Here is a 20,752-nt window from a genome sequence, read left to right as displayed (position 1 = left end):
CAATAACGAGGTGTGAAATGAACAAAACGATAGGATTATTTGCACATGTAGATGCTGGCAAAACGACATTTGCTGAGCAGTTGCTTTACTATACACAAAGTATCGGACAACCCGGGCGTGTCGATCACCGGGACGCCTTTCTTGACAGTCATGCGATTGAAAAAGAACGAGGCATCACGGTATTTGCCGATCAAGCAGTTATGAACTTTCAAGGATCGACATACTATTTGATTGATACCCCGGGTCATGTTGATTTCTCACCAGAAATGGAACGCTCTATTCAAGTCATGGATTATGCAATTGTTATTGTTAGTGCTGTTGAGGGTGTTGAAGGACATACCGAAACTGTATGGCATCTACTAAGAAAACATCAAGTACCGACGTTCTTCTTTATTAATAAAACCGATCGAATCGGTTCCGATATCAACCGGGTACTAGAAGAGATTCAGGTCCAGTTGACAGAGAACGTCTGTGATATGAAGCAATCTTTGGAACAAGGCATGCAAGAAGAACTGATTGAGTTCCTTGCTGAACGAAGTGATTCCTTATTAGCAATGTATATGGATCAAGGTTATGATGCGCAGGTATGGCTTGCAGCCATGTCAGCCATGATTCGGGATAATCAAATATTCCCTTGCTTCACTGGTTCCGCCTTACACAATGTTGGGGTTACAAGCTTCATGGATTCTCTGGAACTACTTACTTCAACGGAGTATGAGGAGCAAGCACCGTTTGCAGGGCGAGTGTACAAGATACGGCATGATGAGAATGGGACTAGGGTTACGTTTATTAAGGCTTTAAGTGGTTCCTTACAGGTCCGAGATGAGCTTACATATGGCAACGGTGAGAATCGAATAACCGACAAGGTAACTCAAATTCGAATGATCAATGGGAATCGAATGAAGCCGGTGAATCAGGTGATAGCGGGTGATTTATTTGCTGTGACGGGATTGTCATCGGCAGTGACTGGTGATGGATTAGGAACATTAGAGAATAGTGCCACTTATGAGCTAGTTCCAACTCTACAATCTAAGGTGCTGTTTAGTCCCACGGTTCATGCCAAGGATATGCTAAAATGTTTTCGGATACTCGATGCTGAAGATCCATCACTCCACGTGATGTGGAATGAACAGCTACAGGAAATTCATATTCATGTCATGGGAATGATTCAACTAGAAGTTCTTGAGCGGATTGTTAAAGAACGATTTGGCTATATCATTACGTTTGGTAGACCCGAAATCCTATATAAAGAGACGATTGCAAATGCGGTTTATGGCTGTGGACATTTTGAGCCGCTCAAGCATTATGCTGAGGTGCATCTAAAGTTAGAGCCAGCGGATCGTAATAGCGGCATTACATTTGTGAATGCTTGCCATCCAGATGTATTAGGGGCCAATTACCAGAACCTTGTGGGACAGCATCTGTTAGAACAAGACCATCATGGTCTATTAACAGGTTCAGCGGTTACAGATTTGAAGGTTACGCTTCTTAAAGGTCGCGCGCACAATCAGCATACGCATGGCGGGGATTTCCGTGAGGCGACATTTAGGGCGCTGAGACAAGGGCTTGAGAAGGCAGAGAGTATCTTACTTGAACCGTATTATGACTTTAAAATTAAAGTTCAATTAGACCATATAGGCAGAGTCCTTGCAGATATTCAACATGCAAGTGGGAGTTTTGATCCGCCTGAAACAATGGGGAATAAAGTTATTTTGACAGGTAAGGTTCCTGTAGCAACCTTTATGGACTATAGCATAGAGCTTGCTGCTTTTACCCAAGGCAAAGGGGCAATTAGCTTCTTATTTGGCGGCTATGATCGTTGCCACAATCGGGGTGAAGTGATAGAGAAGAGGGGATACGATAAGAATGCCGACCCTGAATACTCTTCTTCATCGATCTTTTGTTCGAAGGGACTAGGCTATACCGTCCCATGGGATCAAGCAGAACAACAAATGCATGTGTGAGCGAACTGGAGGTAGGGGAGCATCTAATCAGTGCGTCGTTCCTCCACCCTGGGCAATATCTACCGGATGCTTAATAGTAGCCTCAATCACGATGCGCAGTGCTGTTACAATCGTACCGAGCTCCATGCTTGGTTGATGTGGGCGATCAATTACTTGTTCAGGCAGGAATGGAATATGGACAAATCCGCCTCGTGACTGATTCTTACTATGAGCCAGTTCATGCATTAAACTGTAGAATAAATGGTTACAGACGAATGTTCCGGCAGTATTCGATACCGAGCTGGGAATGCCATTCAGCTTGAGTGCGCTAACAATGGCTTTGATCGGAAGCGTTGACCAGTAGCCAACAGGTCCATTAGCTATAACTTCCGTATCAATAGGCTGATTGCCTTTGTTATCTGGGATGCGAGCATCATCCTTGTTAATGGAGACACGTTCGATACTAATATCAGCCCTTCCGCCTGCTTGACCCACACAGATGATAAATAGGGGATTAAGCTCTCTTACATAATCGATGAGCTGTGCAGCAGATTCTCCAAATACGGTTGGAATTACACGTGAAATAACGGTATGCCCCTCTATTATTTCTCCCTCTAATTTCATCACTGCTTCGAGTGATGGATTGGCTGTCTCCCCACCGAATGGATCGAATCCAGTAAGTAATATGGAAGTCATCTTCTACATCCTCCAACTTCGTTATTAGCTCAAAAGCATCCCAACTGCCTAATTAAGGCACATACTTAAATATTTCAACCATCAATATCGTGTCATCGTTTAAATCCTTTTGCAATCTCTTCTTGCCACGCGCGTTTATGCTGTTCTTTGAAGGTATCTATATCATTCCCATTGCTATAAGCTTCACTCTCTATCAACCGTAAGTCTGGATTTCCATAAGTAGTTTCAAAAATATCAATCATATAAATATTAACTTAATTCCAAAATAAAATAAAGTATGCTAAAATTAAAGTTAGAACAAGCTAATCCAGAACAATTGGAGTGGGTAAACATGTATGATAATTTCAAAAAGAACTTAAGTGTTTTGTTTCAAATTTTCACAACCTTTGCCAAAATAGGCCCCGTAACCTTTGGTGGCGGTTATGCGATGATTTCAATGATCGAGAAGGAGGTTGTCCATAAGAAGGGTTGGGTCAAAGAAACCGATGTTGCGGATGTATTTGCACTATCACAATCTATTCCAGGCGCGATTGCAATTAATTCGGCTACATTTATTGGATTCAAAATTAGGAGAACACTCGGTGCTATTGCTGCTCTACTAGGCATCCTATTACCTACCTTTTTAATCGTATTGGCACTATGTATGGCTTTTATATATGTTCAGGATAATCCCTATATTGTTTCGGCCTTTAAAGGCATTGGGGCAGCAGTCGTTGCACTCATCGCTTACGCAGGTTTCAAGACAGCTCGTACAGGTGTAATTGATAGAAGCACGCTATTCATCACCATAGCTACAATCGTGCTTCTCTTATTTTTTCATGTGAACTCTATTATTGTGATTGTATTAGGCGCTTTGGTAGGGATAATTGTCATGCAAATGAAGAATCTCCGAACAATTAAGCTGCACGGAGAGAACGGTAAGGAGAAGAGCATATGATTTTGTGGGAGTTATTTTTTACTTTTGTAAAAATAGGATTTGTGTCCTTTGGTGGCGGCTATGCGATAATTCCAGTTATCCAACAACAAGTCATTCAGAACGGTTGGATGACGACGAAGAATTTTACAGATGTAATTGCCGTTTCTGGCATGTCCCCAGGTCCGATTGCAACGAATAGTGCGATTTTTGTAGGTTATCATACGGCTGGACTAGGGGGAGCTATCGTATCTGCAGTAGGTATGGTCATTCCATCTCTACTCATTGTGATTCTAGTAGCTACTTTCTTCTATAAAATAAATGATAATGTTTGGGTGCAGAATGCTATGTATGGCTTGCGTGCGGTTGTTACAGGTTTAATCTTCTATGGCGCCATTCAGTATGCACAGAGTAACGGGATAATTGGTGAGATTACAACTACGTCTGTGCTTCTAATTGGTCTATTCGGCGTTTGTTTATTTGTACTAGCTAGTACGCGTGTGCATCCCCTAGTTATCATTCTAGCTTCAGGTCTTGTAGGGGTTATGGTGTTCTAAACATCATTTGCTCACACACCATGTCGTCATACAGCGTTTTCCCGCCACAATAGTCGTCTTAATCGGTTCGAATAAAGTACTCTTTAGCGACTCTGTCATCCCTATCAGCAATTCCTCATCTACTAAGAAGCGAGTACTCCCATCAGGCAAGCGATAGCGGCCATTCTGCGTAGGTATTACTAGCTGCTCCATACCAATAGAGGATGCGAGACGTACAAATAGACTTCCTCCTGGTTTAAGCACACGCCACATTTCATGAACCATCCGCTCAAAATGATGCTTATCTTCAGCAAAATGCAGCACAGCGCTACTGATCACCCAGTCAAAGCTCTCTTCCGCAAAGCTTATGTGATCTACAGCCTCGACACGAGCCTGTTCGCTCGACCAGTTAGGTGATAGCTTCTCTCCGAGTAATTGAACCTCCCAAATAGCCTCTTCTGATTGATCAATCGCATAGACATCATAACCATTTCGCAGCAAATAAACGAGATTACGACCCGTACCGCATCCAGCATCCAAAATTCGCATATCAGGTGTAATCCGCCCTTTTAACAACTGATCGAACAAGTAAATATCTATATTGCCAAACTGCTCATGAAGACTCTGCATCATATTCAACTCGCTTTCCGTATAGGATTTACTTGTATTGTAATACATGTCTTATTGTCATCATACAAAAATAGCTAATTAGGCATTATGACGTCGGTGCTAAGGTCCATCAACGAGTTTAGTATGAGTTAAACACCGAATGGGTTGAGTTGATATTTCCTTTGGTTCTAACAATGATTTATGATATAATATCAATTGTTGTGGCTCCGTAGCTCAGGGGATAGAGCGACGGTTTCCTAAACCGCAGGTCGGAGGTTCAATTCCTCTCGGGGCCGCCATATTGAATACTGTGAACCCTTATCGCATAAGGGTTCTTCTTTTTTATTAGGAACCTCTAAAGTAGCCGAATGACTAAGCCAATTAAGAAAATAATTAATTTCAGAAGTCACTCCTAACCGAGTGGCTTTTTTATATACTTATAGAGGAAAATCCTTCCTAATGTCGAAGTGTGACCGTATAGGAGGTGTAATGGATGTTAGATGAGAATCGCACCATAGTTGTTACCTTTACTTTTATCAATGGCATGAAAAAACAAACACAGTTTCATAACACAACTTTACAATCAGCAATGGAGAATTATTTACAAAATAGTACTGGTACGGTGTATGCACAAATTAATCTTGGAATAATTTATTTAGATAAAGTTTTATATGTCGATTTTGAAGAATATTAAGCGCCCAAGCGGTGCTTTTTCTTTTTGCATAAACCTAAACGGCTGAATAACCTGTACTTTCATCCAATCAAAATCATTTCAAGGACATATTATGTTATTAGTTGGAGAAAAGGAGGTATTTCAAATGGGTGAATGTTGTCGTGAAGAAAGACGTGAAGAAAGACATCATGGTATGTTTACTAATACAGGTGCGATTCTAGTTTTATTTATCCTTTTAGTTATTATATCTAGAGCATTTTTATTCTAAGAATGAATAGTTGAGAAGGTAGGATGTAATACGACTACATTTATAACCTTCATAGGGCATTCTCTCAATTGATTTCCGATTGAGTTTGTAGCAATCAAAGAAACATCAATTCATCCTTAAAGCCGCTCTTAACCGAGTGGCTTTTCTTCTTTTCTTGATTGCATGTTCTATTTGGCAAAATGCTTCAACGCTTCCCTCTGGCTTAACGCAGCGAGTGGAGTTTGCTCTACAAACTGCCGCACCCGATTAGGATCGGTCTTCGCATATTCACGCAGTGCCCAGCCAATGCTCTTTTGGATGAAGAACTCTTTGGATGACGAGCAGTGCTTTACATAACGAAATAAACGCTCTGCATCTGTCCGTCCTTTATATTTCAGTTGAAATAGAATGGCTGAACGCTGCAGCCAAATGCTATCCGATGTAATCCAAGCTTCAGCATAAGGCTCAATAAGATCGGGGTATCTGGTGAATAAATCACCAACCAAGTTGCTTGCTAAGAAGTCTACGGTGTCCCACCAGGAACGGGTGACAATGAGGTGTTGGGCTAACTTTATATGCTCACGTTCAAGCTGCTTCGCACGTTTACCGAGAAGATGCATCGCCATATTAGCATATTCGCGCTCAGGTAGAAGCCATAGCTCACGCGCAATGGTATCCAGTTCAGATACATCAGGCAGTCCGTGCAACTTCGTAAACTCACGAATGAGTGCTTCGCGTTCGGGTGTTTTAATGCCGAGAAAAGGGAAAAGATTTTTCATATATTTAGCCATTGGTTCTGCTTTCTCCGGATTGCGATGCGGTTCCATGTGGGCTTGCAGGGCTTGTACATAGGGATGAGTCATACGGATTTCCTCATTTCAAATGGATTGGCGGACAGTAGCAGACAGTAGCATGACAAATCAATTTAAATTGATTTGATTTCATTGTACAGATGAGTTGATGGATTTGCTAGATAGGTTATTACTTGTTAAGTACAATGTGCTTAATTTCCTGAGTTTAGTCCTTTAGTTGTGCTAGTAGCCTTCATGAGATAGACGTATAGACCTATCTTTGGGTGTAAGACCTTGATATGACTTGACCGACAGGAATCGCCCTCGTTAGAATTGTCTGGTAACAATAAGAAGATTTAGGGGGATTAGGAATGTCAAGGTTTCGTACATTTTGTACATATCTGCTGTCGGTAGTTTTATTTGTGATAGGCGTGGGAAATGCATCTGCGGAAGTAGTGTTTCGTGATACGGATAATCACTGGGCTAAGACGACGATTGAATGGGGAGTTTCTAAAGGTATTGCATCAGGGTATGGTAATGGCACATTTATGCCTAACCAGAATGTCACGGAAGCAGAGTTTATTCGGATGCTGATCGTTGGGATTACGGGTAAGGATCTGGAGAATACGTTCCTGACGGATCGTTGGTCGGACAAGTATTACAACCTGCTTCATTTTAAAAATTATCCCGTAGCTGGATACGCTGAATTAGAGCTGCGTGGGAAGTTCATCACTCGTAAGAATGTAGCGGAGCTGGTGTCTAGCGCAGACGGGGTCAATTATAGCGGCGATCAAGCTATTCAATATGTACTCGGTAAGAAGTATGCGTTAGGACGAGTTGCTGGAGAAAATACAGTGAGCAGCTTTATGGGGAATGAAACAATTACACGTGCTGAAGCCTTACAGCTTATCAAAAATTTAACGAATCACGGCTTAATTAATTTATATGATCGCCCATTAGAACCGACTTCGGCGGAGAAGTTGCCTAAGCTGCCAACAGCTTGGGATGTATTCCGTGATGAGATGCATATGGTGATTCGTCAGAAGGTTTTTGCTAAATATGATGGCTACCGGGTCTATGATGATGGTGACGCTAAGATTATCATGACGAAGTCTGAGCAACTAGGGCAAATGGATAACGCGGTGTCTGTTGAATTTGAGCAGCAAATTAAAGCCTTCAGCGGAGTTACAGTAACCGATATTAGCGATAAGCAGCAGAGAGGCATGCTGACGGATATCTTGAATCTGTATGGCTTTAAGGCGGATGACACGCTGCTTACGAAGATTGATGCAGTCGTGAAGGATAAGAAGGAAGCTGAGTTAACCATTAGTGGCAAGAAGCTAGTCATCGCACCGAAGCTAACGGGTCCTTCAGGTCAGGTCACGATCTATCATAAATGGTGGGAAGTCGCACGCTCGTAATAAGACAGTTTTAATTAATAGTTCTAATCAAACAAAAGACGCTTTAGAAGCACTTATGTGCTGCTAAAGCGTCTTTTTTACATAGAGTTTATATCGCTGAACATATCGCATTGAAACCGTCTCTTCGTGTATCCTCGAAAACTACTTCGCTACCGTCTTATTATAAACGTCTATCTTCTTCGTAATATTGCTTGCCGCACCGTCCAGGGCATCCTTAGGTGATTTTTTGCCTGTGATAGCCTCTTCCATTGCGCCTTCCATGATTTGTCTTGCTTCAGGGAATACGCCCATTACAGCACCTTGTGTAGCTTTGCTTATTTTGGTTGCATGAAGCTGATCGACTGCTGTTTTGAATTGTGGGAACTTCTTCATGTTCTCTTGAATCGCTGGTTGCTCATATGCTTTTTTGGTAATTGGGAAGTAGCCTGTTTTGGTATTCCAGAAAGCTTGCTGCTCAGGCATAGCCAGGAATTTGATGAATTCCCATGCGGCATTCTGTTCAGCTTCGGGGCGGTTGTTCATCATGTATAGACTTGCACCTCCAACAACTACGCCGCCATCCTTGGCATTCGCAGGTTTAGGTAGGAAAGCTGTTCCAACTTCGAATTTACTGCCAACAGCATCAACGATTCCACGTAGTGAAGCAGTTGAATCAAGTGTGATGGCTACTTGGCCGGCAACAAATGCTTTTTTGGTATCATCGGTTTTGCGGCCGAGGTTAAGTGCTGTTTTGTTATCTACCATTGATTTGAGCCAAGTAAGCGTCTGTACACCTGCTTCTGTGTTTGCAAGTGATTCTGTTGCGCTACCGCCTCTACCATTTCCGTTATTGATATATTCAGCACCTTGGTTAGCAAAGAATTGCTCCATGAACCAGCCATAAAGTGCGAATGAAGCGCCAGTAACACCGTCTTTGGTAAGCGCTTTGGTTGCTGCGGCTACTTCTTCATAGGTTGCTGGTGGTTTCTCTGGATCGAGTCCTGCAGCTTTAAACAACGTTTTGTTGTAGTACATGATTGGATTCGAAGTGTTGAACGGTACGGAATACAATTGACCATCGAATGTGTAGTAGCTAAGAATATTTTCTTCTAGCTGTGTTAGGTCAAACTTATCTTTATCGATAAATTTCTGCATCGGTGTAATCGCTTTGGAGTCGATCATGAACTTGGAGCCAATTTCGTATACCTGAATCATAGTAGGACCGCTTTTGGAGTCTAGTGATGCTTTCATTTTGTTCAAGCTCTCGTCATAGGTGCCTTGGAAAATTGCTTCAACTTGAATTTCCTTGTGTGAGCTATTAAAGTCACCAACTAATTTATCTACTGCTTTACCAAGCTCACCGCCCATGGAGTGCCACCAAACGACTTTAGTCGCTTCCGTACTCGCTGCTCCTTTTTTAGGCTCGGGTGTTGGTACTTCTGGGGTTGATTTAGTTGCGCTGTTTGAAGGTGAGCTTGCTGGTTTCTCTTGTGCAGTTTGACCACATGCGGATACGAATAACATCATGAATACCGTAACGAGTAAGACCCAACTTTTAGCTTGCAATTTTCTCAATTTCTTTCACTCCTCAGTAGTTGTTTAGGATTGGTTGTTTATATGAAGGTACACCTAGAACAGGGTGGACCGAATAGTTCTATCCTTTAAGCGCTCCGGCTGTAATGCCTTGAACGAGCTGCTTGAGGCCAAATATGAGCATGATAAAAGATGGCAGCAGCACTAATGTGACTCCTGCGAGTACGAGATTCCAGGAGGTGAATTCTTCGAATTGGAGCATGGAAATGCCGATTTGTACGGTTCGCATCACATCGCTATTGGTCACAAGGAGTGGCCATAAATACATATTCCAAGCATTCAGGAAGCCATAAATACCGAGCATACCAAGTGCGGGAAGCGATAGCGGGATGACGAACTTAATAAAACTTCGGAATAGTCCACATCCATCGATTTTGGCGGCATCAAATAACTCGCTGGGTAGCTGTAAGAAGAACTGACGCAGCAGGAATGTCCCAAATGCAGTGGCTATAAAAGGAATGGTTAAGGCTTGGAAGGAATCTAACCAATCCCAAGATTTAATGGTTAAGTAGTTCGGGATGATGGTAACTTCCCACGGGATCATCATGGTTGACATGAACGTAGCGAACCAGAATGTCTTACCTGGAAACCGTAAATGTGAGAAGGCATATGCTGCGGTTGAAGCTAGGATTAGCTGTCCAAGTGTGATGACGCTCGCCATAACGAATGAATTAACGATAAAGCGAATAATCGGAACCGTATCGAGTACGACCATGAAGTTGTTCAAATATAAGCTTGTAGGTAATAGCGGTGGTGGATATACGCCTGCTTCCTCAGGTGTCATGAAGGAGGATGAAATCGTGAAGAACAAAGGGAAGAGAATCGCAATTGCACATACCGTTAACAAGAGATAGTGGAGTGATCTAGGAACAACTCGGTTCATTGATAGTGGACCTTCCTTTCTACAAAGCGGAATTGAATGAACGTAAGCAGAAGGATGATGACAAATAGGACAAGCGCTTTGGCGCTTCCCGAACCGAATTGAAAGTTAACGAACGCATCTTGATAAATCGAGTTCACAATCACATCAGTTGACTGTGCAGGACCGCCTTTGGTTAGGATTTTAATTTGACCGAAGGCTTGGAATGAGCCAATGATCGATATAATCGAAACGAAGAATAGCACAGGTGATAATAACGGAATGGAGATGGTGAAAAAAATGCGATATGCGCCAGCTCCGTCCATTCGTGCACTTTCATAAATTTCAGAAGAAATGCCCTTTAATCCGCCAAGCACCACAATATAAGTAAATCCGAGGTTCATCCAGATCGTCATGATGGAAACGGATATTAACGCCCAGTTCGGATCGGTTAGCCAGGCAATAGGGTCTATCCCGATTAGGTTAAGCAGATAGTTTAATATTCCAATACTCGGATGGTACAGCATCGCCCAAATGACGGAGCTAGTTCCAACAGACAGGATAACGGGTAAGGAGAAAATCCATTGAAATAACTTCATCCCTCTTGCAGGATGATGAGTGAATGCAGCGAGTATGAGTGATAGGAGAATGACTGTTGGAACCGTTAGGAGCATGAAGAGTGCTGTTACCTTTAAGCTCTGATAGAAGTCTGGAGAGGTGAACATTTCCTGATAGTTATCGAGTCCGACAAATAAAGCGACTTTTCCTCGAGGATCGGTTAAATGTAAGCTCAAGTACACCGATTTGATCATAGGGTAGAACAAAAAAATTGTAAAAACAATGAGTGAAGGCGCTAGTAGCGTATAAGCTAGGCTAATTTCTCGCCAGTTTTTTAGGTTCTTCAGGATACTCAGGCCCCCTTGCTAGTTTACATTCATTGTAATTCTAGCTTGTAAAGGCAATGTTATCGGTAAGTTAACTGAGTATTAAATTAATTATTATTACGAAGTTAAATGAGGTTGTAACTGTTGGGTGATTTGCTGCAAGAAGGTGGCTATCGAACTGCATTAGTGGGGAAAGCGTACCTGCGTTTTGCCGGGATACAGCCTCCACTTGCGATGACAGGAGTCGATCAATCACAAGTGTGGCAGAATCCCGAGTTATCTGCTCGCGTTTCGCACGGTTAATTAATCGTGATATTGGCTTGATATAACTCCGCATTCCAATCTAATTTTGCGCCAAGCTTCTCTGTTACAAAGCGGAGCGGGATATAGGTGTATCCACCTCGAAGCTCGGGTGCAACTGGCATTTCTACGGGTTGTCCGTTCATGTAGGCTGTACGACTGCCAATGGTAAGAAGGAGGCTCATAGAGCCTTTGGAAGCTGTTATCTGCTGATTCGCTGCGTCCCATTTAAATGAGGCTTGGACGCGTTCGAATAACCCGCGGAACGGTACCATGGTCCAGTCATCCGTTGTAAATCCGCGGAACTCATGAACAAATTGTCCATTAACAGTCAGTTGTACCTGGGCTTCATCTACATATTGCACAATTAATGCATTACTCAGGTTGCGTCCTGCTGCACGCTTCATGACACCGTTATAATACAGGCCAGAGCTTGCTCCACCGTCCATATTCATCGCTTCAACAAGACCGAATTCGAGCAGTCCCTGCGCCATATTGTGCATTGTTATAGCAGGAAACACACCCATAACAAGTTGTCCTTGTTGATCTATACCGACAAAGCTACGTCCTGCGGCAGTAGTTGTAATTTTGGCCTCATTAAATCCATCTCGCTCATAATTAATATCGAGTTTGCCATCCGTAATAAGCTTGGGCCCGACACCCATAGCAGCGATCCAATCTTGAGCGCTTATTTTCTCTTCTCCTTGATGGAATTGCAGGGATTGATCAAGCTCTACCTCATCACCGACATGTAGACTCGGAAGTACATATTCATTCTTACCTTGTACGTAGATTACAAAGCCTTGGCTTGGAATATCAGCTTCATTCGTAGTTATTGCTTTAATCTTACCATGTTCTACAATGATGTAGGTTCCGTTCGGATAGGACACCTTGGAGCCATATTCCGGTGTAAAACAAATAATTTGTCCGTCCGTACCATCATAATAAACATTTACCGCCCATGGAGAGAACTCATAAGTTTTCTTGCCTTGCTGCGATACGACGAACTTCATCCCAAGGCTAGCTTGCTCAATTGCTACTTTCCGATCTGTCTTAACGATCAGCGATTGGTTCTGACCTGTGCGCTTAATCCAACCGTTATCGAGGATCAGACCGTATGGATATTGCTTTGTTTCATCTTTATTATAAGCATCAAAGAAAGTTCCGTTGATTGCAGCAACAGCTTCAGTTCGCTTCACCATGGATGCGAACTTCTCGGTGCGCCCAATTCCACCTTCTGCGATGACAGGAGATACACGGACACGGGGATCGGTTAGATCGACGGTTACGTAATCGAAGGTTAGTTTCTTACCATTGATAGTTACAGTCCCCTGGCTCGATTGAATGGAATCCTGTGCAGCCGCCTGTACTCTTGGAGCAAGTAGAAGAAATGCACACATGGTTATAGCGGTACACGTTAACGTTACTCGTCTTACTAATCTCATTGTGATCATATATAGAAACTCCCCATTTCCACTCATTAATCTACACCATCTAAATTTTCAACAAAATTCGACTAAATCCTGCCTAAACATAAAGAAACCGTCACCTCCGCTTCGCGCGGACAATGACGGCTCTTCTTTCACGATTATTTATATAGTGAGATCTATTTATTAAGCGTTATACCTTGTGCATGACGTTGATTACGCCCTAATGGATAGAAATAATAGAACAGAATGCCAATTAATAAACAGATGACAGGAATACCGCTTAACATCATGCGAATTCCGAATACAGTAGCATCGGGCTGAACAGCAATATCTGCATTGTATCCCGTTCCCTCTAGGATTCCACTCATAATGACAGCTTGCAATGATACACCCCAGCGCATAATGAAGCCATTCATGCCATAGTACATGCCTTCGCGCCGCTCACCCGTACGCTTCTCATCGTCATCGACGATTTCGGCAATTAGTACATCAAGCAGTACGATGAGTCCAGCTAAGCATAAACCGACGCAAGCAGTCGTAATCACAGCGCCAACTGAACCTGTGACGAATGCAAATGGGATTAGTGCTACCATATAGAGTGCTGCTGCTGCCATTATCGTCTTGCGTGTACCGTATTTGTTGGTCACAAGTCCCCATACATAGACCATTGGCATTGCGATCACGAATATAGATCCTAACAGAATTGTATTAAACGTATCGTCTTTGTTCAGCAGTACATACTTGGTGAAGAAGGGGATTGCAGCAGGTAATAGGGCGAACGTAAGCTGAACAAAAAAACTACCAATTACATAGGTCACGAAAGCCTTATTCGTAAATGTGTAACGCAGCGCTTGGAATAACGGTATAGTGTGAGCGGCTGTTCTTGTTTGCTTCGGTTCCTTAGATCCGAGTAAAGAAATGGCAAGAAAAATAAGCGAAAGACATCCGAACAGGACTCCCATTGCCGCCCAACCAATTGCACCATAAATAATAGGAGGTAAGGCTACACCTAAGATCATGCCAATAATACCGATCATTTGCCGCCAAGAGGAGGCTGATGTACGGTCCTTAAGTTTTGTGAACATTTCAGGAAAAAGAGAAGTCCAGTTTAATACAACCAGAATGTAGAAGAAGTCATAAAGGAGGACAACGATGAGGAAATACCAGAACAAGCTAGAGGTAGCTACGATAGGAATCCAAATCATCGTAAATGCAGCAGCTAAAGGAATCATTCCGAATGCGATGTACGGTACTCGACGACCCCATTTGGATCTTGTGTTATCTGAAATATAGCCTATCAGCGGATTAAGAATAGCACCAAAAATCCCGTGAATAACCATTGCAAGCCCAATCAAAGCGGGTTTAACACCCAGATGATCCACATAATAAAATACAACATACGTAGCAAACATCTGTGCCATTAGATTAACAGAGAAATTACCACCGCTATACGTAATCTTATGCCATGTCTTCAGCTTTACCTCTTGTTCATTCATCGACATATCGCCTCCCATAAAATCTAGTTCGTTACATGAAAGTTCACAACATGAAAACTAGGCTTGGAAATTAATATACCAAGTATATCCTTTTGTGGTAAATGATCAAGAAAAATAAATAGTAAATAGCCCAAGCAATTGCCTGGGCTACTGTTGTCATCGGGCTATTGTGAACAAGAAGCTGCTAGTAAGAATGATTAGAGCGACTTATGTTTACCATGTTAATGATGGAAATGATTAATCCGATAATACGTGGTATATAACCAATGATCGGAATAAAGCTGAGGATAGACATCACGACGTTAGCGATGGTCATCGGTAGCGTCCTGTTCCCTAATACAAATGAGAAAATAACGCTAATAATCGTTACGGGGATAATCCAGCCTGCTACCCATAAATACAGGAAAGGAATTAAGCTAAGAGAAAATCCGATCACAATAAGTAGCTCTACAACAAGGTGTAGTCTGTTCCACATGGGATTGATGTTTGCTTTCAAGTAAATAACCTCCTCCTTTAACCATCGTACTAACACATGATTATATTTTCACCAAGATCGGTCCTTTGTTATTCATATTTATTTGTGTAGTGTCAGACTAACAATTAAACAAAGAGGATTCGAAGTAGTTTTCACTGACTCTTACGGCGTAATTGACGAAAAAAATTGGTAAGCATTGAGCTGCATTCTTCTTGAAGTACCTGATTAATGATTTCAACTCGGTGGTTAAACCGTTCTTCTTGAAGTAAATTCATTAGAGTTCCTGCACATCCTGCCTTTGGATCAGTCGTTCCATAAACAACCAAAGGGACTCTAGACTGTACAATCGCTCCCGCACACATCGGGCAGGGCTCTAATGTAACATACAGGCTGCAATCTAGCAGCCGCCACGCATTAAGATATTCGCTGGCCTCGCGAATTGCGACCATTTCGGCATGTGCCGTAGGGTCCATGGTCGTTTCCCTGAGATTGTGACCACGCCCGATGATCTCACCATTTCTTACAATTACTGCGCCTATCGGGACTTCGCCGAGTGCTTCTGCTTTACGAGCTTCAGCAATCGCTTCTTGCATCCACACAATATGGTTTTCCACAGGCTATTCCTCCTTTGTAAAACTAATCAACATGTGGATAACAAGTCAGAACAAGCATTCTTGTTAATAAATTGTGTATAATCATGTGGATAAGTTGATAACTTTGTGGATATCTCCTCTTATATTAGATTAAATACGATATAAGAATCAAGAATGTTATTCTTATGTGAATAAGAAAAGTTAAGTATTTGATTCATTTATCCTCAAAAAAATATATAATGGATACTAAAAATACGCTTTATTTGGATTAAAACCATTACTTCTTGTAAAAATCGCACTTATAAGGTGGTTATCTGATGAAATCCAGCAATTTATATCACCATAAGCACTCCACATCCTCCAGTAAAATCGGCAAAAACTCATTAACCAATGTAATAGAATCAAAAACGGTTCTAGAAAAAAAGCAATTTGTATCTACTGGAATTTTAACCTACATAGAAGGCGATATTGTTGAGGTTGAGATATCCGACTGGCAAGTGTTTTTCCTTGGGGATAGTTTGAAGGTAACGATCTATTCTCCTCTTGGTATTTTAACTTTTGAATCAACTATTGTTGCCAAAGATATCGGTTCTGTTATTATCCTTCTTCCTCCGGAAATTCAGAAGCGATTCATGGATAAAAGGGAGCATCCACGAGTTGAGGTAAGTCAGACTGGAACGATTAACACTGCTTTCCAAACTGCTACAAGGCAGAAGGCAATCGAGCTTTCTTCACCGATTCAGTTTGTAACAACCGATATTTCGATGGGTGGAATTGGGTTTGTCCTTCAGATCGGCGAACAGGATTTACATAAGTTCATGCATATAGAAGTAGAGATTGAACTCGGATTCACCTTGCCTTCCTACTTAGAATTAATCCGGAAGACACCTGTAGAGGATGGTATGTTCTATGGGGCCAAATTGATCGATACTCCACAGGATAAACTAATCTCGCTACGTTCCTTTATTATGCGTGCTCAAGTGGCAAACTATTTTAAACAGAAGAAGTCATATCAGTAGCTTTGTAACCAAGTCATAGTAACCAAGCCATAGTAACCAATTATAGTCAACAAACCAAAAATTCGAAATCAATTGTAAAAAAGGGGAAATTGTTATATAATGTAGGGTGGTAAACATAGGGGTGGTATTCGTCTTTTTTGTGAAAGATGAACTTATAGCCTTTTGAATCATTATGATAATCTAAGGAGTGTCTCATACATGGCTTTAAAAGCAGGAATCGTCGGCCTTCCGAACGTCGGCAAATCGACTTTGTTTAACGCAATCACACAAGCAGGTGCCGAATCGGCTAACTATCCTTTCTGTACAATTGATCCAAATGTTGGGGTAGTGGAAGTGCGGGATGAAAGACTGCAGAAGCTAACTGAAATCGTAACGCCTAACCGTGTCGTGCCTACTGCATTCGAGTTTGTGGATATCGCAGGACTTGTGAAAGGTGCGAGCAAAGGGGAAGGCTTAGGAAATAAATTTCTAGCGCATATCCGTGAAGTGGATGCCATCGTACACGTGGTACGTTGCTTCGAAGATGAGAATATAACACATGTATCGGGTAAAGTAGATCCAATTGGTGATATCGAGACCATTAACCTAGAGCTAATCTTGGCGGATCTTGACTCGGTAGAGAAGAAGATTGAACGTTCCCGCAAAAATAACAAAGGTGGCAATAAGCAGTCGGCTGCTGAAGTTGAATGCCTAGAGCGCGTTAAAGAAGCACTTTATGCTGATAAGCCTGCTCGTAGCTTGGAATATACAGCAGAAGAACTACTTATTTTGCGCGATTTGCACCTACTAACGATGAAGCCAGTACTATACGCGGCGAATGTTAGCGAAGCAGAAGCAGCGAATTCCGATAGTAACCCTTATGTGGCTAAAGTCCGTGAGTTTGCAGCAGCTGAAGGTGCTGAAGTAGTGCCGATCTCTGCTCGTGTAGAGATGGAAATTGCTGAGCTTGAAACGGACGAGGAAAAAGAGATGTTTGTTGAAGAACTTGGGCTATCTGAATCCGGTCTGAACCGATTGGTTAGAGCTGCTTACAAACTACTTGGACTATACACGTACTTCACAGCAGGTGTGCAAGAGGTTCGTGCTTGGACGATTTATAAAGGAACTAAAGCGCCACAAGCAGCAGGTGTTATTCATACTGATTTTGAACGCGGCTTTATCCGCGCCGAAGTTGTTTCTTATGATGACCTAGTTGCAGCAGGTTCCATGGCAGTAGCTCGCGAACGCGGTCAACTGCGACTTGAAGGTAAAGAATACATCGTTAAAGACGGCGATGTTATGCACTTTAGATTTAACGTTTAGCTACTAATTAATCGAGCTCGTAGGCGCGTTTTTGAAGAAACGAGTTGCGAGCTCGTCTGTATGTCAATTTTAAGTAATATAAAGATCAATTATACAAGGGGTGAGGCAAATGTTAGACCGTCTACAATCGCTTGCAGACCGCTATGATAAGCTTAGTGAAATGCTATGCGATCCAGATGTAACAAGTGATACGAAGAAGCTACGTGAGTATTCCAAGGAACAATCTGATCTACAAGAAGCTTATGACGCTTATATGGAATACAAAGAAGTTCATCATGGACTAATCGCTGCTAAGGAAATGCAGAATGAGAAGCTAGATGACGATATGCGTGAACTTGTCAAAATGGAGATTGATGAGCTCTCCGGACGTAAGGCTGAGTTAGAGGAACGCATTAATGTTCTTATGATGCCTAAGGATCCGAATGATGATAAGAACGTTATCGTCGAAATTCGTGGTGCTGCTGGTGGTGATGAGGCTGCATTGTTCGCAGGTGATTTATACCGCATGTACACGAAGTATGCAGACCTACAAGGATGGCGTACAGAAGTACTTGATGCCTCTTTCAATGATCTTGGCGGTTTCAAGGAAATTGTGTTCATGATTCAAGGTAAGGGTGCTTACTCGAAGCTCAAATTCGAGAGTGGCGCACACCGTGTTCAACGTATTCCAGTAACGGAATCTGGCGGACGTATTCATACATCCACATCGACAGTCGTCGTCATGCCAGAGGCAGAAGAAATTGATTTTGAAATCAAAGATAACGATATTCGTGTCGATACCTTCTGTTCCAGTGGTGCAGGTGGACAGTCCGTTAATACAACGAAATCAGCTGTTCGTGTAACGCATGTTCCTACAGGAATCATTGCGACTTGCCAAGATGGTAAATCGCAGAATGATAATAAAGCGAAGGCATTGCAGGTTCTGCGTGCACGTGTATTTGATATCGTTCGTCAAGAAGAGGAAGCGAAGTATGCGGGCGAGCGTAAGAGTAAGGTTGGTACAGGTGACCGAAGCGAACGTATCCGTACGTATAATTTCCCACAGAGCCGTGTGACCGATCACCGTATTGGTTTAACCCTGCATAAGCTTGATGCTGTGCTTGGTGGCGACATGGATGAGATTATTTCAACGCTGACGATTGCAGCACAAGCAGATCTACTCGACAAAGGAGATCAAGCGTAACATGATGTCTTTGAACGGCCTAGCGGGCCGAAGTATAAGAGAAGCCTATGTAGAGGCTTCTTCTTTTTTAAAGGAGCACGAGGTGCGGGATGCGGCAGTGTGCGCGGAGCTAATGCTCCAGCACATGCTAGGCTGGAGCCGAAGCGAGCTGCTCTTGCAGTGGCAAGAACAGTTTCCAGTGGAACGCGAAAAAGAATGGTACGCTCTTGTTCAGCGTAAAGCTGATGGCGAGCCCGTTCAATATATTATTGGCGAGACCGAGTTCTACGGTCTGAATCTGCATGTCGGTCCAGGTGTACTTATCCCAAGACCGGAAACCGAACTTCTCGTAGAGCGTGTGCTTCAGGAGGCGGAGAGGTTATTGGGTGGAGTGAATAATACGAAACGCAAAGATCGTATTGGAATAGCTGGGAATGATGAGAGCGCTGAGGAAGCCGAGGGTGCCAATACAACCATTACCTTTGCGGATATTGGTACTGGCAGCGGTGCGATTCCAATCTCGATTGCGAGCAATCGGCCTGATTGGCGCGTGTATGCAAGCGACATTTCAACTGCAGCGCTTGCAATCGCGCGAGACAACGCTGTACGCTGCGACGTTCAAGATCGGGTCGCCTTCTTCGAAGGCGACTTACTTCGCCCATTCATAGAGGGCGAGATCGAGGTGGATGTGCTGGTAAGCAATCCACCGTATATTCCAGCGAGTGATGTTCCCTCGCTGCAGCCAGAGGTGCGGCTGTATGAGCCGCACTTGGCATTAATCGGCGGTGAAGACGGCCTAGGCCTATACCGCCGTTTAACGGAGCAGCTTGCTGAGCTGCCCAAACTGCCGACGATTGTCGGCTTTGAGGTTGGCATCGGGCAAGCCGAAGCAGTCGCAGCCTTGCTACACGGCTGCGCGGATTGGGACGAGGTCAGCTTCGTTCGAGACCTTGGAGGCATTGATAGGCACGTAATCGCTGTGCGTAATCCAAATCGAAACTAGTTTGTGAGAACACGACTATAGTACAAACCCTGCTTCCACCGACTCTCGTAATTTTTGCGAGATTTACTAGATTGCTAGTTTAGATCCTTTCTTTCTTGTCCATACTTGGACTATTGGGATGAGAGGGGCTTAAAGAGATGAATCAACAGGAACGGAAGCAGGGGTTTTGGAGCAGTGTTCTATATGTATGTTTTGCACTTATTCTATTAATTGTGATTTGGGATACCAATAAGACGAATGCAGCTGTAAGTTCGACGACAATTCCGAAGGAAGCCATTCGTTTACGTATACTTGCTAATTCAGATTCAGCAGTAGATCAGTGGGTGAAGCGTGAAGTACGTGATTCCGTTATGAATGAGATGGCATCTTGGCCTGTTGGTCAGCAGTCACTTGAGGAGGCACGCAAGACGATTGAAGCGAATTTGCCGAGAGTGCAGCAGGTTGTTGGAAAGACGCTACAAGCGTACAATGCTAGCTATCCATTCAAAGTAGAGCTTGGCAACGTACCATTTCCGTCTAAAGTTTATAGTGGTAAAATTTATCCAGCTGGTGATTATGAAGCACTGCGCATTACGCTTGGTGGTGGGGATGGTCAGAACTGGTGGTGTGTGTTGTTTCCGCCATTATGCTTTGCTGATGTTGTGTCCGCCCAAAAAGCTGGTGTAGATGTAAACGAAGCAGGTACTATAGAGACAGATAAACCTGTGGCTGCTGTTGAAACGGAATACCGATCCTTTGTGTGGGATTGGGTGAAGAATATATTCTGAAATAAAGAAGTTAATAAGGATCATTGTGATAAGAACTCATCTATGAATATAAGGTTGTGAC

At 42.9% G+C, this 20,752-nt stretch carries 22 protein-coding genes and 1 tRNA gene; 13 read left to right on the top strand and 10 right to left on the bottom strand.

The genetic code is table 11. The annotated features are described in order from the left end of the window. Positions 1–17 precede the first annotated feature (17 nt). Entirely contained in the window at positions 18–1,964 is a 1,947-nt protein-coding gene (locus AC1DOK_RS12095) for a GTP-binding protein (protein WP_477554532.1), read from the top strand. A gap of 27 nt (positions 1,965–1,991) precedes the next feature. On the opposite strand, the gene pcp is transcribed toward AC1DOK_RS12095, so the two are convergent. Next, complete coding sequence (gene pcp / locus AC1DOK_RS12090; protein WP_477554531.1) at positions 1,992–2,639, bottom strand: pyroglutamyl-peptidase I; 648 nt, start codon at positions 2,637–2,639, stop codon at positions 1,992–1,994. Between the two features lie 277 nt (positions 2,640–2,916). Between pcp and AC1DOK_RS12085 the strand changes: the two genes are divergently transcribed. Together AC1DOK_RS12085 and AC1DOK_RS12080 are read left to right on the top strand one after the other, a co-directional pair. Next, positions 2,917–3,576: a chromate transporter gene (locus AC1DOK_RS12085; RefSeq protein ID WP_477554530.1), complete on the top strand. Its 660-nt coding sequence runs from the start codon at positions 2,917–2,919 to the stop codon at positions 3,574–3,576. Next, complete coding sequence (locus tag AC1DOK_RS12080) at positions 3,573–4,109, top strand: chromate transporter (RefSeq protein WP_477554529.1); 537 nt, start codon at positions 3,573–3,575, stop codon at positions 4,107–4,109. The genes AC1DOK_RS12085 and AC1DOK_RS12080 overlap by 4 nt, the downstream gene beginning before the upstream one ends. Before the next feature lie 3 nt (positions 4,110–4,112). Here the strand turns inward: AC1DOK_RS12080 and AC1DOK_RS12075 are convergent, their stop codons facing one another. Beyond that, positions 4,113–4,721 (bottom strand): class I SAM-dependent methyltransferase, encoded by a 609-nt coding sequence (locus AC1DOK_RS12075; RefSeq protein WP_477554528.1) that lies wholly within the window; start codon positions 4,719–4,721, stop codon positions 4,113–4,115. A gap of 199 nt (positions 4,722–4,920) precedes the next feature. On the opposite strand from AC1DOK_RS12075, the gene AC1DOK_RS12070 reads away from it, so the two are divergent. The 3 genes from AC1DOK_RS12070 (at position 4,921) to AC1DOK_RS12060 (ending at position 5,638) form a co-directional block, all read left to right on the top strand. Beyond that, positions 4,921–4,996, top strand: a tRNA-Arg gene (locus tag AC1DOK_RS12070). Between the two features lie 194 nt (positions 4,997–5,190). Next, positions 5,191–5,391: a hypothetical protein gene (locus tag AC1DOK_RS12065; RefSeq protein ID WP_477554527.1), complete on the top strand. Its 201-nt coding sequence runs from the start codon at positions 5,191–5,193 to the stop codon at positions 5,389–5,391. 124 nt (positions 5,392–5,515) lie between these two features. Then, entirely contained in the window at positions 5,516–5,638 is a 123-nt protein-coding gene (locus tag AC1DOK_RS12060) for a YjcZ family sporulation protein (RefSeq protein WP_477554526.1), read from the top strand. Between the two features lie 167 nt (positions 5,639–5,805). Here AC1DOK_RS12060 and AC1DOK_RS12055 read toward each other — a convergent pair whose 3' ends face one another. Next, positions 5,806–6,480: a DNA alkylation repair protein gene (locus AC1DOK_RS12055; RefSeq protein ID WP_477554525.1), complete on the bottom strand. Its 675-nt coding sequence runs from the start codon at positions 6,478–6,480 to the stop codon at positions 5,806–5,808. 299 nt (positions 6,481–6,779) lie between these two features. Between AC1DOK_RS12055 and AC1DOK_RS12050 the strand changes: the two genes are divergently transcribed. Beyond that, complete coding sequence (locus AC1DOK_RS12050) at positions 6,780–7,829, top strand: S-layer homology domain-containing protein (protein WP_477554524.1); 1,050 nt, start codon at positions 6,780–6,782, stop codon at positions 7,827–7,829. Positions 7,830–7,970: 141 nt separating this feature from the next. Here AC1DOK_RS12050 and AC1DOK_RS12045 read toward each other — a convergent pair whose 3' ends face one another. The 3 genes from AC1DOK_RS12045 to AC1DOK_RS12035 form a co-directional block, all read right to left on the bottom strand. Then, complete coding sequence (locus AC1DOK_RS12045; RefSeq protein ID WP_477554523.1) at positions 7,971–9,383, bottom strand: ABC transporter substrate-binding protein; 1,413 nt, start codon at positions 9,381–9,383, stop codon at positions 7,971–7,973. A 79-nt stretch (positions 9,384–9,462) separates the two neighbouring features. Continuing rightward, a complete protein-coding gene (locus tag AC1DOK_RS12040) occupies positions 9,463–10,284 on the bottom strand; it encodes a carbohydrate ABC transporter permease (RefSeq protein ID WP_477554522.1) in 822 nt (273 codons plus the stop codon). Then, positions 10,281–11,174, bottom strand: a complete 894-nt coding sequence (locus tag AC1DOK_RS12035; protein WP_477554557.1) for a carbohydrate ABC transporter permease — start codon at positions 11,172–11,174, stop codon at positions 10,281–10,283. Before AC1DOK_RS12035 ends, AC1DOK_RS12040 begins: the two co-directional genes overlap by 4 nt. Positions 11,175–11,288: 114 nt before the next feature. On the opposite strand from AC1DOK_RS12035, the gene AC1DOK_RS12030 reads away from it, so the two are divergent. Next, positions 11,289–11,447 (top strand): hypothetical protein, encoded by a 159-nt coding sequence (locus AC1DOK_RS12030; RefSeq protein ID WP_477554521.1) that lies wholly within the window; start codon positions 11,289–11,291, stop codon positions 11,445–11,447. On the opposite strand, the gene AC1DOK_RS12025 is transcribed toward AC1DOK_RS12030, so the two are convergent. The 4 genes from AC1DOK_RS12025 to tadA all read right to left on the bottom strand — a co-directional run bounded on the left by AC1DOK_RS12025 (position 11,444) and on the right by tadA (position 15,459). Next, the gene (locus AC1DOK_RS12025) at positions 11,444–12,889 is read right to left on the bottom strand and encodes a stalk domain-containing protein (protein ID WP_477554520.1); all 1,446 of its coding nucleotides are present in this window, start codon (positions 12,887–12,889) and stop codon (positions 11,444–11,446) included. The genes AC1DOK_RS12030 and AC1DOK_RS12025 overlap by 4 nt on opposite strands. 161 nt (positions 12,890–13,050) lie before the next feature. Then, complete coding sequence (locus tag AC1DOK_RS12020) at positions 13,051–14,370, bottom strand: MFS transporter (RefSeq protein WP_477554519.1); 1,320 nt, start codon at positions 14,368–14,370, stop codon at positions 13,051–13,053. 184 nt (positions 14,371–14,554) lie between these two features. After that, positions 14,555–14,866, bottom strand: coding sequence for a hypothetical protein (locus AC1DOK_RS12015; protein WP_477554518.1), 312 nt, complete (start codon positions 14,864–14,866; stop codon positions 14,555–14,557). Positions 14,867–14,997: 131 nt separating this feature from the next. Then, positions 14,998–15,459 (bottom strand): tRNA adenosine(34) deaminase TadA, encoded by a 462-nt coding sequence (gene tadA, locus AC1DOK_RS12010; RefSeq protein WP_477554517.1) that lies wholly within the window; start codon positions 15,457–15,459, stop codon positions 14,998–15,000. Between the two features lie 296 nt (positions 15,460–15,755). Between tadA and AC1DOK_RS12005 the strand changes: the two genes are divergently transcribed. The 5 genes from AC1DOK_RS12005 (at position 15,756) to spoIIR (ending at position 20,691) form a co-directional block, all read left to right on the top strand. Continuing rightward, complete coding sequence (locus tag AC1DOK_RS12005; RefSeq protein WP_477554516.1) at positions 15,756–16,457, top strand: PilZ domain-containing protein; 702 nt, start codon at positions 15,756–15,758, stop codon at positions 16,455–16,457. Positions 16,458–16,655: 198 nt separating this feature from the next. Continuing rightward, positions 16,656–17,759 carry a redox-regulated ATPase YchF gene (ychF, locus tag AC1DOK_RS12000; protein WP_477554515.1) on the top strand — a complete coding sequence of 368 codons (1,104 nt, stop codon included), beginning with the start codon at positions 16,656–16,658 and terminating at the stop codon, positions 17,757–17,759. 109 nt (positions 17,760–17,868) lie between these two features. Then, on the top strand, positions 17,869–18,942 hold the full coding sequence (prfA, locus tag AC1DOK_RS11995) for a peptide chain release factor 1 (RefSeq protein WP_477554514.1): 1,074 nt from the start codon (positions 17,869–17,871) through the stop codon (positions 18,940–18,942). Position 18,943: 1 nt separating this feature from the next. After that, positions 18,944–19,924, top strand: a complete 981-nt coding sequence (gene prmC, locus AC1DOK_RS11990; protein WP_477554513.1) for a peptide chain release factor N(5)-glutamine methyltransferase — start codon at positions 18,944–18,946, stop codon at positions 19,922–19,924. Positions 19,925–20,061: 137 nt separating this feature from the next. Then, positions 20,062–20,691: a stage II sporulation protein R gene (gene spoIIR / locus AC1DOK_RS11985; RefSeq protein ID WP_477554512.1), complete on the top strand. Its 630-nt coding sequence runs from the start codon at positions 20,062–20,064 to the stop codon at positions 20,689–20,691. Positions 20,692–20,752 lie beyond the last annotated feature (61 nt).

The organism is Paenibacillus sp. P5_B5, from assembly GCF_056400365.1.
The sequence above is the reverse complement of the archived record's forward strand: the minus strand, read 5'-3'. Positions and strand labels throughout refer to the sequence as shown.